This window comes from Paracidovorax sp. (assembly GCF_057642795.1).
In genome coordinates, this window is the sequence record NZ_JBXYZY010000029.1 from 293,212 (window position 1) to 307,035 (window position 13,824).

A 13,824-nucleotide genomic window follows, 5' to 3' on the forward strand; every position below is an offset into this window, starting at 1 on the left:
CCTTTGTCCTACATAGACAGCATGCTATTGAGACGATAGCGGACAACATGGACGCAGGCAGCCGGTGTAGCATGAGAATGCCTTCATTTAGACACCTTTCCTTACACGTCCCCATGCTCACCTCTCTCTTTGCACACGCTTCAGATTGCGCTTGCGTGGGTTCGCAGCGGGGCCGCAGCCAGCATCGCCAGGGTGCGTGCGCAGGTGGGGAACGTGCGTTCTTTCTGGCTGATGCCAGTGTGCCGGGGCGTTGATCGTGAGCGTGCCGCCCGTCTCCGCGCGCGATGCGCGGCCCGAGCTGCCGCTGGATCACGGGCTTCCTGACGCCACTGAAGAGCCCGACTTCGACCAGCTTGCGCGGCTGGCGGCGCGGCTGTGCGGCATGCCGATGGCCGCAATCGGCTTTGTGGGTATGGAAGGCGCCCCCGGTTCACGGGGCGAATGGTGCAAGGCGGCGTCCGGTCTGCCGCGCCGTACGCTCGACGGCACTTCTCCCTTCTTCGCGCTGGCGCATGAGATCGCAGCCTCTCCCGAACCACCCGTCGTGGTGGTGACGGACGCCAGCGCGCATCCGCTCCTGCGCTCTCACGCCCTCGTCCAGGCGCCCTACCGGGTGCGTGCCGTGGCCTGCGTTCCGCTGGTCGCGGCCGACGGCAGGACGGTGCTGGGCGCCATCATCGCCATGGACACCCTGGTGCGGGATCTGCAGCCGCCGCAGCGCGAGGCGTTGCAGATCGTCGCCCAGCAGGTGATGGCGCAGCTGGAGCTGCGCCGCACCCGCAATACGGCAGCCCGGCTGGCGCTGGAGCGCGACGGACTCGCGGCGCAGCTGCAGGTGCAAGGCGGCGTGCTGCGCGACCTGAGCCTGCTGGCGCGCGCAGGCAACTGGCAGGTGGAACTGCCCAGCCGCGTGCTCACCTGGTCGCCGGAACTGGCGGCCGCCTATCAGCTGGAGCAACAGTCCCTGCAGGTCGATGAGAGCTTCCTGCTCTACCCGCCCGGTGCGCGCGAAAAGGTCGAAGCCGCCTTTGAACGCTGCGCCAGCCAGGGCATGCCCATGGACATGCAGGTCCCGGTCTGCATGCCTGATGGGCGGCGCTACCGGGTGCGGATGGTGGCTCATGCCGTGCGCAACGAGCTGGGCCGCATCATCCGCGTGCATGGCACCTTCCTCGACGTGAGCGACAGCCATGCGGCACTGTCCGCGCGCGCTGCCAGCGACGAGCGCTTCAGGCTGGTCACGCACGCCACAACCGATGCGGTCTGGGACTGGGACCTGCAAAGCGACGCGGTCTGGTGGAACGAGGGCATGGAAAAGCTGTTCGGCGTGCCGCGCCACCTCTTGCCGCCCGACAGCACGTCGTGGACGCAGCGCCTGCACCCCGAAGACTGCGGCCGAGTGATGGATAGCGTGCGCGCCGTGCTGACAGGCCAGGGCAATTCGTGGAGCGCCGAATATCGATTCCGCCGTTTCGACGGCAGCTATGCCTGGGTGAGCGACAGGGGCTTCGTGATCCGCGACGCCCGGGGGCGCGCCGTGCGCATGGTGGGTGGAATGGCCGACGTCAGCGTCCAGAAGCAGGCACGGCTGGAGGCAGAGCAGGACGCACGTGCACAGGCCGAGATGGTGCGTGTGCAGCAACGCATGACTTCGGCGGACCTGCCGGTGGCCCAGCTGTTGCAGCTGGCGGTGGATGCCGCCCTGGTGCTGACCCAGGCCGATGCGGCTCTGATCGAGCTGGCAGACGGCGAGCAGTTGCGCGTGCGAGCGCGGGCCCGGGCGAGCCTGCCCGGCCTGGGCCCGCTGGTCGGCCAGACCGCGCCGACGCAGAGCGATGCCGCGGATGACTCGCACTTCCTGACCGTGCCCCTGAACGTCGGCAAAGCCGTTTCGGGCCGATTGCGTGCGCTGCTGCGTTCGGGCAGCTCCTTCACGGCGCGCCAGGCCGTGCACCTGCAGACGCTGGCCGATTCGCTGGGGGCGACGCTTCAGCTGCGCGACATCGAGGCGCGCCTGCGCGCATCCGAGGCGCAGTACCGATCGCTCTTCGCCGACCACCCGCAGCCGATGTGGGTCTACGAGCGCGACAGTCTGCGCATCCTGGCCGTGAACCGGGCCATGGTGCAGTTGCACGGCTACTCCGAGACCGAGCTGATGCGCATGGCATTGCCGGACCTGTTCCTGCCCGAGGAACGCGAGCGGCTCGCTGCTGCGTTGCACGACATGTCGCACAGCGCACGGCCCGAGCCGCAGCGACAGCGCCACGTGCGCCGCGACGGCACGGTCATCGACATGGAGCTGTATACGGGCAGCACGCGCTTCAACGGCGTGGCGGCATGCCAGGTGCTGGGCAACGACGTGACGGAGCGCGTGCGCACCGAGCACGAACTCGCCCGCGTGGGCCGGGCCCAGCGGCTGCTGGGCGAATGCAACGAAATCCTGGTCCGCGCCACGTCCGAAGCCGAGCTGCTGCGTGCCGTCTGCCGCGTGGCGGTGGAGATCGGGGGCTACCAGCTGGGCTGGGTCGGCATGGCGCGCGACGATGCGGCCAAATCTATCGACATCGTGGCCCATGCCGGACACAACGAACATTTCGTCGAGGAGCTGCAGCTGAGCTGGTCGGCCGACCAGCCCGGCGGCCAGGGTCCGGCGGGCCAATGCGTGCGCAGCGGCAAGACCGAGATCGTGCGAGACGTGCGCAAAGCGCAGGGTTTCTCGCATCTGCTGGACCGCATGGAAGCGCTGGGCCTGCGCGCTGCGATCTGCCTGCCCCTGTGTGACACCCAGCGCACCTTCGGGCTGCTCTACCTCTACGCCTCCGAACTGATGGACCTGAGCGCGGAGGAGGCGCAACTGCTTGAATCGCTGGCCAACGACGTCGCATTCGGCATCAAGAGCCTGCGCGCACGCACCGAGCAGCAACACCTGCAGGCGATGATTCTCAAGGTGGCCTTGGCAGTGTCAGCCGGGATCGGCGCCGAGTTCTTCCAGCAGCTGGTGACCAACATGTCGGACGTGCTGGGCGCGCCGATGGCCGGGGTCGCGCGCCTGCAGCCGACCCCGGAGGGACAGCCCCCGCGCGCGAGCACCATCGCGTGCATGGTGGACGGCGCGCTGCAGCCCCCCATGGACTACGAAGTGACGGACACCCCCGGCGAGCTGCTGCTGGCGCATCCCCATGCCCTGGTTCACGAGCAGGTCTCGCAGCGCTACAAACACTGCATGCAGTGCGCCGAGCTGGGCATGGAAGGCTACGTCGGCCATCAGCTGACCGACAGCGAAGGCCAGCCGGTGGGCCATATCTTCGTCGCTTTTAGAGAGCCGCTGACGCGCCCCGACTTCATGCTGCACACGATGCAGATCTTCGCTGCGCGCGCATCGGCCGAGATGCAGCGCCAGAGCGCCGACAGCCGCATCCGCCAGCAGGCATCGCTGCTGGACAAGGCGCGCGACGCGATCATCGTGCGCGACCTGGGCCACCGCATCACCTTCTGGAACCAGGGCGCCGAGCACATGTACGGCTGGACGCGCCAGGAAGCGATGGGCCGCAGCATCGCCGAGCTGCTCTACCGCGACACGCAGGAATTCGAGAACGCCACACAGGCCACTCTGGACAACGGGGAATGGACCGGCGAGATCCTGCAGTACGACCGCCACGGCACGCCGCTGGAGGTGGAAGGCCGCTGGACGCTGGTGCGCGCAGACGACGGAACGCCCGAATCGGTGCTGGCGCTGAACACCGACATCCGACAGCGCAAGGCCACCGAGCGCGAGATCCAGCGGCTGGCCTTCTACGACCCGCTCACGGGCCTGCCCAACCGCATGCTGCTGATGGACCGCATCGGCCAGGCCCTGACCAAGGCCCAGCGCCAGCGCCAGGGCGGCGCACTGCTCTTCATCGACCTGGACAATTTCAAGACGCTCAACGACACGCTGGGCCACGACAAGGGCGATCTGCTGCTGCAGCAGGTCGCCAAGCGGCTCAACACCTGCGTGCGCAGCGTGGACACGGTGGCGCGCCTGGGCGGCGACGAGTTCGTGGTGATGATCGAAGAGCTGAGCAACGACACCGAGGCGCTCGCCCGGCACGCCCGCGGCGTGGGCGAGAAGGTGCTGACCGTGCTCTCGGCGCCCTACGCGCTCGCCGGCTATCAGTACCGCAGCACGCCCAGCATCGGCATCGCTCCCTTCGACGACATGCCCACCAGCGTGGGCGAGTTGCTCAAGCAGGCCGACCTCGCCATGTACCAGGCCAAGACGGCCGGGCGCAATACGCTGCGCTTCTTCGACCCCGGCATGCAGGCCGTGGTCAGCGCCCGCGCCCTGCTGGAAGCGGACCTGCGAGCCGCCCTGTCGCAGGACGAATTCATGCTGCACTACCAGCCGCAGGTGGACCACCACGGCCACATCGTGGGCCTGGAGGCTCTGCTGCGCTGGTCACAGCCCCAGCGCGGCATGGTGTCGCCGGGCGAATTCATCCCGCTGGCCGAAGAAACCGGGCTGATCCTGCCGCTGGGCCGCTGGGTGCTGCACACGGCGTGCAAGTTGCTGGCCAGTTGGCGCGACGAACCGGATCTCGCGCACCTGACCATGGCGGTGAACGTCAGCTCCCGGCAGTTCCGCCACGCGAGCTTCGTCGATGACGTGGCGCGCGTGCTGGCCATCACCGGAGCACCCTCGACGCAGTTGAAGCTGGAACTGACCGAGACCCTGCTGGTGGAAGACATGGAAACCACCATCGCCACCATGACGGCACTGCGCTCCTACGGCGTGCGTTTCTCGCTGGACGACTTCGGCACCGGCTACTCCTCACTGAGCTATCTCAAGCGCATGCCGCTGGACCAGCTCAAGATCGACCAGAGCTTCGTGGCCGACTTGCTGACCGACCCGAACGACGCGGCCATCGTGGACACGATCATCGCCCTCTCCCGCAGCCTGGGCCTGCAGGTGATCGCAGAAGGTGTGGAAACGGCCGACCAGCGCGAGCGCCTCGCACAGGCCGGCTGCCGCTACTACCAGGGTTATCTGTTCAGCCGACCGCTGTCGATGGACGCGCTGGACCGCCTGCTGCGCCCGCATCAGGCCCGCTGAGCTATTCAGAGATGGGGGCGCCACCCCCCCATACCCCCACCCCGTAGAACCCATTAGAAAGGCTGTAAAGGCCCTTCTTGCAGGTCTCCGCACGCGCACAACGCTCTGGCGGAACGACTTTTCTTCGGGATCGCGGAGCACGTCTTCCACCCATTTTCCTCTCCCGGGCTTCCTGTTGTCCTGTCTTCTTCTTTATATTTTTTATAAGGGGATAGTGGTAGTAGTAAGGCCCGGCCCCTTCTGTGGATAACTCAGTTTTCCCGTGCCGGGCAAGGAACTTGGGCGGCGCACAAGCCTGTGTGCCGAACCCTCTTGCCGGCGTACTGCCAACGGGGACAAGCCGGCGCCACGCGCCGTTTCTGTGGATAAGTGGCCAGTTGTGCCGGAAATGTCCCCAGACTTGTTCATTGGGAGGCCTCTGAAGAGCCTTCAGCACCCGAATCGGAGCCATCTCACAGCGTTCCGAGACGGGTTTGGCTGGATTCTGGTGAAGCTCTGGTGCTGAGCTATTGCAGTTTCGGCCATAGAGCGCCGCGTCGCGCGCGGCACGGGCGTGTCCGAGGCGCCACGCAGGCGGCCCCAGGGCGGTTTTGCACGTCCTTTTGCCCATCAGCCCACGCAGAACGGCTGTATTTCGCTTCCAAAAGATAGCGAGGCGACCCCTTTCGCCGGAAGCCCCCTCTTTTCCTGCCTCGCAGGGGCCCTTGGCGCCCGAAACCGGCGCGGCCTTGTTGTCTGGTTATTCTTCTAAGGTCTTTATAAATACATAGTCGTAGTAGTAGAGCGCGCCGGTTTTTGTGGACAAGCGCCTTTTCTTCAATCGCGACAGGATGTTGGCTCTTCTCCAACCCTGTGGCTGGCACCCGGGTGAAGGACGACGTGAAAAGGGAACAACTTCGGCCCATCGCAGGTTTCTGTGGATAACCAAGATGTTGTTCTTCATTCATGCCCAGGTTTATCCACAGGCCGTCCACTTTTTGATCGGCACCGGGAAAAAGACGGACGAAAAAAAGGCCCCGGAAGGGGCCTTTGGCGCGAAAGCCGGGCCGTGAGGCCCGCTCCGGAGCGTGTCAGAAGTGGTAGCCGTAGCGCAGCTGCACGAAGTTTTCGCCCGGGTTGGGGCTCTTGATGCCGGCGTTGGAGAGATGCTGCACGCGCAGCGAGAGTTCGTGCCGGCGCTGCTCGCCGAAGTTCACGCCGAAGCCCACGTGCGAGGCGAAGTTGAAACGCGTGCTGAATTCCTTGTGCACCGTGATGTAGCGGTCGCTGGCCACCGTGGCGCCGATGCCGCCTTCGAGGAACCAGGGCGAGCGGCCCTGGTCGGGGCGCAGCCGCAGCGTGGGCGTCACGCCCAGCAGCACCGTGTGGCTGGGCTGGCCGGCCGCAGCGTCGAAGGACCAGCGGCTGACGTAAACGTCCCAGTGGCCGCGCACTTCGCTGCCCCAGAGTTCGGTGCGCCAGCTGTTCCAGGGCAGGGTCAGGCCGAGCGTGGCGGCGTCGGTTCCTTTCTCGGCCCAGTTGCCTTGGACATAGAGTGAGGGGCTTTGCGTGGCATCGGTGGCCATGCCCTGGGCATGGGCGGCGGGCAGCAGGGGAGAGGCCAGGGCCAGCAGCGCAACGGCGCGAGAAAGAAGAGATCCGAATTCGGAGGTGCGAGATGGAAGGGTCATGGATGTAAAGACCGGTGTGAATTGTGTTTCACACTGTATGAGCCCTCCCCCAGCGTCTGCTGTAGGCCAGTGCCGTCAGCCCTTCGCCCGTCGCGGGATTGGCTGCGGCGGCATCCCACCTTCGAAAACTTCAAGTCAAAAAGGAACGGCCCGCCGGCCGTGCCGGGGATGCGGCAGGGCGGGCGGGCCGGGACGGACCGGGTCAGGCCGGTGCGCTGTCAGTCGGCGGTGCCGTTACTGGGGTGCGGCAGGTGCTCCGGGCGCTGCGGAGCCCGGCTTGGCAGCGGGGCCGCCGTGGCGGTGATGCTCGGCGCCGCCCTTGGGGCCGCGCGGGCCGGCGCCGTCCGGGCCGGCCATGCGTTGGTGCATGCGGGCCGATTCGGCATCGAACACCTTCTGCTGGGCCGGGGTGAGCGCGGCGTAGAAGGTCTTCACGGCTTCGTCGCGGCGGTCGGCCTCGGCGGCGTGCTGGGTGCGCATGGCGCGCAGGCGGTCGATGCGCTCGGGCGTGGTCAGCTTGTCCAGATCGCGCATCGCTTCATGGCGGGCTTGCGCATCGGCGGGCGGCTGCATGGCGGTGGTGAAGGCCGTCCAGGCCGATTCCTGCGCCGGGGTGATCTGCAGCTTCTGCTTCAGTTCGGAGGCATGGCGTTCCATGCGCTGCTGGCGTTCCTCGGGCGAATGGGCACGGCGTTCGCCTTGGCGCGGGGCCTTGGCGCCGTCGGCCGCTGGCTGGCTGGCCGGGGCGGCAGGTGCTGCAGCGGTCTGCGCGAAGGCCGGTGCAGCCAGCGCCACGAGCAGGGCCGTGGCCAGGGTGGTGGAAGCGAGACGTTGCTGGAGAGCGTTTGCCATGGAAATGTTCCTTTCGGGGAAGTCGGATCGTCGTCATCAGCGCTGCGGGTGACCGGTTGGTCTCTTTCGCAGCGCCTTGGAGTCAGTGTCTGTGCCCCATGTATCGCCGGCGTGCGCGCTTGATGTGGCTATGTAAAGTTGTGGCAACGGGCCGTTGCACAGGTAGTGAATTTCGCCTTGGGTGGCCCGCAGCCCTTGTGGAATGAGCGCATCCAGCTATGGAAACCAGAGCGCGATGCGCCATCGGGCCCGCTGCCGGCACGGTAACCGTGCGTTGCGCCGCCGGCCGGCGGCCTGCGAGCGCCGACAATGGCGGCCCGGCGCGCCGGCCCCAGCCAGGGCTGCGCTGCGCCATGACAAGCAAGACGGCTGGAATGTGGCGCGCCGCGCCACGGATTACGAAGGGTTGGATTTCCGTGTTCAAGAGCATGATCGTTTACCGCATCGCCCCGGGCTGGCAGGCGGACCTGACGCAGATGGAAGAGGCGCTGGCCAAGCTGCCCTTCGCCGAATGCGGCGCCACGCAGGAAAAGTCCATCGGCTGGGTGCCGCCGCGCGGCGAGGCCCACGGCCCCATGGCCGAATCGGTGGGCGGGCACTGGGTGCTGCGCTTCATGGCCGAGACCAAGGTGCTGCCCGGCTCGGTGCTGGCGCGCAAGGTCAAGGACAAGGCCGCCCGCATCGAGCAGGAGACCGGCCGCAAGCCCGGCAAGAAGGAATCGAAGGAGCTGAAGGAAGAGGCCAAGCTCGACCTGCTGCCCATGGCTTTCACCAAGCAGGGCTCGACCTGGGTGTGGATCGACCCGCAGGCGCTGACGCTGGTGCTCGACACCTCTTCCCAGGGCCGCGCCGACGAGGTGACCAGCCTGCTGGTCGAGGCGCTGCCGGGCCTGTCGCTCTCGCTGCTCGACACGCAGACCAGCCCGCAGGCCGCCATGGCGCACTGGCTCAAGGAGCAGGAGCCGCCCGCCGGCTTCAGCGTCGATCGCGAGTGCGAGCTGAAAAGCGCCGACGAGACCAAGGCCGTGGTGCGCTATGCGCGCCACCCGCTCGACATCGAGGAAGTGCAGGCGCACATCGCGGCGGGCAAGCTGCCCACCAAGCTGGCGATGACCTGGGACGACCGCGTCTCCTTCCTGCTGACCGAGGGGCTGCAGCTCAAGAAAGTCTCCTTTCTCGACACGGTGTTCGAGGGCCAGGGCTCGGGCAAGGACGACGGCGGCTTCGACACCGACGTGGCCATCGCCACGGGCGAGCTGTCCAAGCTGATCCCCGACCTGATCGAGGCGCTGGGCGGCGAAGGCCGCACCGGCCTGGGCGATGGCGCGCCCGCTGCGTCGGCCGCGGCCGCTTCGGCTCCCGCTGCGGCGGCTGCGGGCGACGACGACGCGCCGTTCTGACCGGCTTGCCGCAATAACCACGACGCCCGGCCGCTTCGCGCCCCATGGTGCTCAACTGGCTTTGGATCGGCTTCTTCACGGTGGCCTTCGCCACGGCCGCCGTGCGCTGGGCGCTGGGCGACGCGGGCATCTTCCAGGCGTTGATGGCGGCGCTCTTCGATGGCGCGCGCTCGGGCTTCGAGATCTCCTTGGGCCTGGCCGGCGTGATGGCGCTGTGGCTGGGGCTGATGCGCGTGGGCGAGCGCGCCGGCGTCATCGCGCTGCTGGCGCGGGCGGCCGGGCCGCTCCTGCGGCGGCTCTTTCCGGGGGTGCCCGACGGCCACCCCGCGCAGGGCGCGATGACCATGAATGTCTCGGCCAACCTGCTGGGGCTGGACAACGCCGCCACCCCGCTGGGCCTGGCCGCCATGCGCGAGCTGCAGTCCATCAACCCGCGTGGGCCGGGCACCGCCAGCGACGCGCAGATCATGTTCGTGGTGATGAACACGGCCGGGCTCACGCTGATTCCGACCTCGGTCATCGCCATCCGCCAGAGCGTGGCGCTGCAGCAGGGTCTGGGCCCGGGCTTCAACGCGGCCGACATCTTCCTGCCCACGCTGATCGTGACCTTCATCTCGCTCTTGGCCGGCGTGCTGGCGGTGGCCGTCGCCCAGCGGCTGCCGCTCTGGCGCCCGCGCCTGCTGCTGCCGGTGCTGGCCGTGGGCGGTGTGCTGGCGGCGGCGGTCGCGGCGCTCTCGCGCCTGCCGGCCGACCAGGCCGCGCGCGTGGCCGGCGCCACGGGCGCCGGCGTGATCCTGGGCGTGGTGATGCTCTTCGTGCTGGCCGCCGCGTGGCGGCGGGTGAACGCCTACGAAGCGTTCATCGACGGCGCCAAGGAAGGTTTCGGCGTGGCGGTGCAGATCGTGCCCTACCTCATCGCCATCCTGATCGCGGTCGGCGTGTTCCGCGCGGCGGGCTGCATGGACTTTGTGCTCTCGGGCATCGGCGCGGGCGTGTCGGCGCTGGGCTGGAACACCGACTTTCTGCCTGCCCTGCCCGTGGGGCTGATGAAGGTGCTTTCGGGCGCGGGCGCGCGCGGTCTGATGATCGACGTGATGCAGGCCCACGGCGTGGATTCCTTCGCCGGGCGGCTCGCGGCCATCGTGCAGGGCTCCACCGAAACCACGTTCTACGTGCTGGCGGTGTATTTCGGCAGCGTGGGCGTGAAGCACACCCGCCACGCGCTGGCCTGCGCACTGTTCGCCGACGCGGTGGGGCTGGTGGCGGCCATCGGCGTGGGCTACGCCCTGCTGCGCTGAAGGCGTGGCAGGGCTATGCATTGGTAGTTATCCACATCATTTCCAAATTACTGGAAATGTCGTAGCATCGCCGCATGGATGAAACCGAAGCCGCCGCCACGCTCGGCGCCCTCTCCCACCCCATGCGCCTGCGCATCTTCCGGGCCCTGGTCGTGGCCGGGCCGGACGGGCTGACGCCTGGTGTCATCGGCGAAGCCCTGGGGCTGGCCAATGCCACGCTGTCGTTCCACCTGAAGGAGCTGGCCCAGGCGGGCCTGGTCTCTCAGGAGCGCGCCAGCCGCCACCTCATCTACCGCGCCAGCTTCGACCGCATGGGCAGCCTGCTCGGTTTTCTCACCGACAACTGCTGCGCCGGCGCGCCGTGCAGCGCCAGCCTGCCGGGCGCTGCCGCCTGCGCGCCTTCCCCTTCCCCTTCCTCTTCTTCTTCTTGCAAAGACTGATTCCCCATGATCGCCGCCATCTGCATCTTCGTCGCCACGCTGGTTCTGGTCATCTGGCAGCCCCGGGGCCTGGGCATCGGCTGGAGCGCCTCGGCCGGCGCGCTGGCTGCGCTGGCGCTGGGCGTGGTCCACCTGGCCGACGTGCCGGTGGTCTGGGGCATCGTCTGGAATGCCACAGCGACCTTCGTCGCACTGATCGTCATCAGTCTGTTGCTGGACGAGGCGGGCTTTTTCGAATGGGCCGCGCTGCATGTGGCCCGCTGGGGCCGCGGCCGTGGCGCGTGGCTCTTCGGCCTGACGGTGCTGCTGGGCGCTGCGGTGTCGGCGCTCTTCGCCAACGACGGTGCGGCGCTGATCCTCACGCCCATCGTCATGTCCATGCTGCTGGCCCTGGGTTTCTCGCCCGCTGCGACGCTGGCCTTCGTGATGGCGGCGGGCTTCATCGCGGACATGGCCAGCCTGCCGCTGGTGGTGTCCAACCTGGTCAACATCGTCACGGCCGACTTCTTCCACCTGAGCTTCAGCGAGTATGCGGCGGTGATGGTGCCGGTGAACCTGGCCTCCGTCGCAGCCAGCCTGGCCGTGCTCTACCTCTTCTATCGCCGCGACCTGCCGGCAACCTATGACCTGCGCCAGCTGAAGGCCCCGGCCGAGGCGGTGCGCGACGTGGCCACCTTCCGCGCCGGCTGGGTGGTGCTGGCCCTGCTGCTGCTGGGCTGCTTCGCGCTGGAGCCGCTGGGCGTGCCGATCAGTGCGGTGGCCACGGCCTGCGCTGCGCTGCTGCTGGCCGTGGCCTGGCGCGGCCATGCCATCGGCGTGGGCCAGGTGCTGCGCGGCGCGCCCTGGCAGATCGTGGTCTTTTCTCTGGGCATGTACCTGGTGGTCTATGGCCTGCGCAACGCGGGGCTCACTTCGTACCTGGCCGGGGTGCTCGACGGCTTCGCGCGCGGCGGCGTCTGGGGCGCGGCCTTCGGCACCGGCTTTCTCGCGGCGTTGCTCTCGTCGGTGATGAACAACATGCCCACGGTGCTGGTGGGGGCGCTCTCCATCGACCAGTCCTCCGCCACCGGGGTGGTGAAGGAGGCCATGGTCTATGCCAACGCCATTGGCTGCGACCTGGGCCCGAAAATCACGCCCATCGGCAGCCTGGCGACCCTGCTGTGGCTGCATGTGCTCGCCCGCAAGGGCACGACCATCACCTGGGGCTACTACCTGCGCGTGGGCGCGGTGCTGACGCTGCCGGTGCTGGCCGTGACGCTGGCTGCGCTGGCGCTGCGTCTGAGCTTCGCGTGAACCCGTTTCTCCCCGATCTTTCCCTGCTTCGCACCATGACCGCTTCCATCACGATCTATCACAACCCGGCCTGCGGCACCTCACGCAACACGCTGGCGCTGATCCGCAATTCGGGCGAGGAGCCCATCGTCGTCGAATACCTGAAGACGCCGCCCGACCGCGCCACGCTGCAGGCGCTGATCGCCGCCATGGGCCTGCCGGTGCGCGAAGTGATGCGCCGCAAGGGAACGCCCTACGACGAGCTGGGCCTGGACGATCCGAAGTGGGGCGACGACGCGCTGATCGGCTTCATGCTGGAGCACCCCATCCTCATCAACCGCCCCATCGTCGTCACGCCGCTGGGCACGCGGCTGTGCCGGCCGTCTGAATTGGTGCTGGGCATCCTGCCCCAGCCGCAGCGCGGCGCCTTCACCAAGGAAGACGGCGAGCCGGTGGTCGATGCCCAGGGCCGGCGCGTGGCGCCGGGGGCTTAAACCGCCGCTGCCGCGGCCCGCTGCTGCGCTGCCCGGGCCGCCACGCCCACGCCCACCACGCCAGCGGACGCCACGCCCAGCACCAGGGCGGCGGCCGAGCCGTAGAAGATGCCCGAAGTCATGCCTGCATCGAGCATGGCGCCGAACACCGGGGCAGCGGTGCAAAAGCCCAGATCCAGCCCCGAATACACGGTGCCGTAGACGCGGCCGGTGGCGCCGGGGGGCGCGGCGCGCTTGATGAGCATGTCGCGCGAGGGGCCCGCCAGGCCCGTGCCCACGCCGGCCAGCGCCACCAGCACCATCGTGCCCATGCCCGGCAGCCAGCCGGTGCCGGCCACCACCAGCATGGCGGCGGTGGTCAGCATGCAGACGGTGATGGTGCGTTCCAGCCGCGCCACGCGGCCGGCCAGGAAGCCGCCCACCACCATGCCGGCGGCGCCGCACAGCATGTAGCCGGTGACGACCAGGGAGGTGACCGACAGCGGCAGGCCGTACATCTTCTGCAGCGTGGGGCTGGCGAAGCTCTGGATGACGCTGAGCGAGCAGGTGGTCCAGAAGAAGAACGAGAAGCACAGCCACACCGAGGGCAGCTTGAGGAAGGCCATCGGGTGCTCGGCCGTGGCGCCGGGCGCGGGCTTGGCGCCGGCCTGCGCACCGGCGGTGCCGCGCCGGTCGTCCAGCGCGTCGCGGTGAATGACCATCACCGTGAGCACCAGGGCCGCGAGCACGCCGCCGCACAGGCAGGCGGTGCGCCAGGAGCCGGTGGCGGCGGTGATGCCGGCCATGAAGATGGGCGCCGTCGCCCAGCCCAGGTTGCCCGAGATGCCGTGCACCGAGAAGCCGTGCCCCAGCCGCTGGGCCGACACGCGCTTGTTGAGGATGGTGAAGTCCACCGGATGGAAGGGCGCGTTGCCCAGGCCCGCGAGCGCTGCGGCGGCCATTAGGCCGAAGTAGCCGGTGGCGAGGCTGGCCACCACCCCGGCCGCCGTGAAGCACGAGAGTGCGAAGAACATCACCGGCCGCGCGCCCACCCGGTCCACGATGAAGCCCGAGAGCGCCTGGCCCACGCCGGAGATGACGAAGAACACCGACACCAGCAGACCCAGTTCGGAATAGCTGAAGCCGAATTCCTTGATGAGGAAGGGAAAGAGCGGCGGCAGCAGCAGGTGGAAGAAGTGAGAGGAGCCGTGCGCCAGGCCGATCAGGCCGATGGTGCGCGCGTCTTCGCGCAGCGTGGCGCTCGCTGCGGCGGTGGTGGGGTTGATCGAGGTCATGGCGGCGATCTTAGGCAGAGGCCTCGCGTCCG

Annotated in this window: 10 protein-coding genes; 7 read left to right on the top strand and 3 right to left on the bottom strand. The window is 68.3% G+C overall.

The features are described from left to right. Positions 1 to 262 precede the first annotated feature (262 nt). On the top strand, positions 263 to 5,092 hold the full coding sequence (locus tag AC3A84_RS12505) for an EAL domain-containing protein (RefSeq protein WP_487969971.1): 4,830 nt from the start codon (positions 263 to 265) through the stop codon (positions 5,090 to 5,092). A gap of 929 nt (positions 5,093 to 6,021) precedes the next feature. Next, on the top strand, positions 6,022 to 6,144 hold the full coding sequence (locus AC3A84_RS12510) for a hypothetical protein (protein ID WP_487969972.1): 123 nt from the start codon (positions 6,022 to 6,024) through the stop codon (positions 6,142 to 6,144). A gap of 18 nt (positions 6,145 to 6,162) precedes the next feature. Here the strand turns inward: AC3A84_RS12510 and AC3A84_RS12515 are convergent, their stop codons facing one another. Continuing rightward, positions 6,163 to 6,762 carry an acyloxyacyl hydrolase gene (locus tag AC3A84_RS12515; RefSeq protein WP_487969973.1) on the bottom strand — a complete coding sequence of 200 codons (600 nt, stop codon included), beginning with the start codon at positions 6,760 to 6,762 and terminating at the stop codon, positions 6,163 to 6,165. A 234-nt stretch (positions 6,763 to 6,996) separates the two neighbouring features. After that, positions 6,997 to 7,614 (bottom strand): Spy/CpxP family protein refolding chaperone, encoded by a 618-nt coding sequence (locus AC3A84_RS12520; RefSeq protein WP_487969974.1) that lies wholly within the window; start codon positions 7,612 to 7,614, stop codon positions 6,997 to 6,999. 416 nt (positions 7,615 to 8,030) lie between these two features. Between AC3A84_RS12520 and AC3A84_RS12525 the strand changes: the two genes are divergently transcribed. The 5 genes from AC3A84_RS12525 to arsC all read left to right on the top strand — a co-directional run bounded on the left by AC3A84_RS12525 (position 8,031) and on the right by arsC (position 12,518). Next, a complete protein-coding gene (locus tag AC3A84_RS12525) occupies positions 8,031 to 9,014 on the top strand; it encodes a recombination-associated protein RdgC (RefSeq protein WP_487969975.1) in 984 nt (327 codons plus the stop codon). Between the two features lie 44 nt (positions 9,015 to 9,058). Next, on the top strand, positions 9,059 to 10,312 hold the full coding sequence (locus tag AC3A84_RS12530; RefSeq protein ID WP_487969977.1) for a nucleoside recognition domain-containing protein: 1,254 nt from the start codon (positions 9,059 to 9,061) through the stop codon (positions 10,310 to 10,312). A gap of 74 nt (positions 10,313 to 10,386) precedes the next feature. Further along, positions 10,387 to 10,752 (top strand): ArsR/SmtB family transcription factor, encoded by a 366-nt coding sequence (locus AC3A84_RS12535; RefSeq protein ID WP_487969978.1) that lies wholly within the window; start codon positions 10,387 to 10,389, stop codon positions 10,750 to 10,752. Positions 10,753 to 10,758: 6 nt separating this feature from the next. After that, positions 10,759 to 12,045, top strand: coding sequence for an arsenic transporter (locus tag AC3A84_RS12540; protein WP_487969979.1), 1,287 nt, complete (start codon positions 10,759 to 10,761; stop codon positions 12,043 to 12,045). 35 nt (positions 12,046 to 12,080) lie between these two features. Beyond that, on the top strand, positions 12,081 to 12,518 hold the full coding sequence (gene arsC, locus AC3A84_RS12545; protein ID WP_487969981.1) for an arsenate reductase (glutaredoxin): 438 nt from the start codon (positions 12,081 to 12,083) through the stop codon (positions 12,516 to 12,518). Here arsC and AC3A84_RS12550 read toward each other — a convergent pair. After that, positions 12,515 to 13,792, bottom strand: coding sequence for an MFS transporter (locus AC3A84_RS12550; RefSeq protein WP_487969982.1), 1,278 nt, complete (start codon positions 13,790 to 13,792; stop codon positions 12,515 to 12,517). The two genes, arsC and AC3A84_RS12550, sit on opposite strands and share 4 nt — an antisense overlap. Positions 13,793 to 13,824 lie beyond the last annotated feature (32 nt).

Coding starts and splice junctions, on each gene's coding strand:
- AC3A84_RS12510 (WP_487969972.1), top strand. CDS start 6,022: ATGTTGTTCTTCATTCATGCCCAGGTTTATCCACAGGCCGTCCACTTT.
- AC3A84_RS12515 (WP_487969973.1), bottom strand. CDS start 6,762: ATGACCCTTCCATCTCGCACCTCCGAATTCGGATCTCTTCTTTCTCGC.
- AC3A84_RS12520 (WP_487969974.1), bottom strand. CDS start 7,614: ATGGCAAACGCTCTCCAGCAACGTCTCGCTTCCACCACCCTGGCCACG.
- AC3A84_RS12530 (WP_487969977.1), top strand. CDS start 9,059: ATGGTGCTCAACTGGCTTTGGATCGGCTTCTTCACGGTGGCCTTCGCC.
- AC3A84_RS12535 (WP_487969978.1), top strand. CDS start 10,387: ATGGATGAAACCGAAGCCGCCGCCACGCTCGGCGCCCTCTCCCACCCC.
- AC3A84_RS12540 (WP_487969979.1), top strand. CDS start 10,759: ATGATCGCCGCCATCTGCATCTTCGTCGCCACGCTGGTTCTGGTCATC.
- arsC (WP_487969981.1), top strand. CDS start 12,081: ATGACCGCTTCCATCACGATCTATCACAACCCGGCCTGCGGCACCTCA.
- AC3A84_RS12550 (WP_487969982.1), bottom strand. CDS start 13,792: ATGACCTCGATCAACCCCACCACCGCCGCAGCGAGCGCCACGCTGCGC.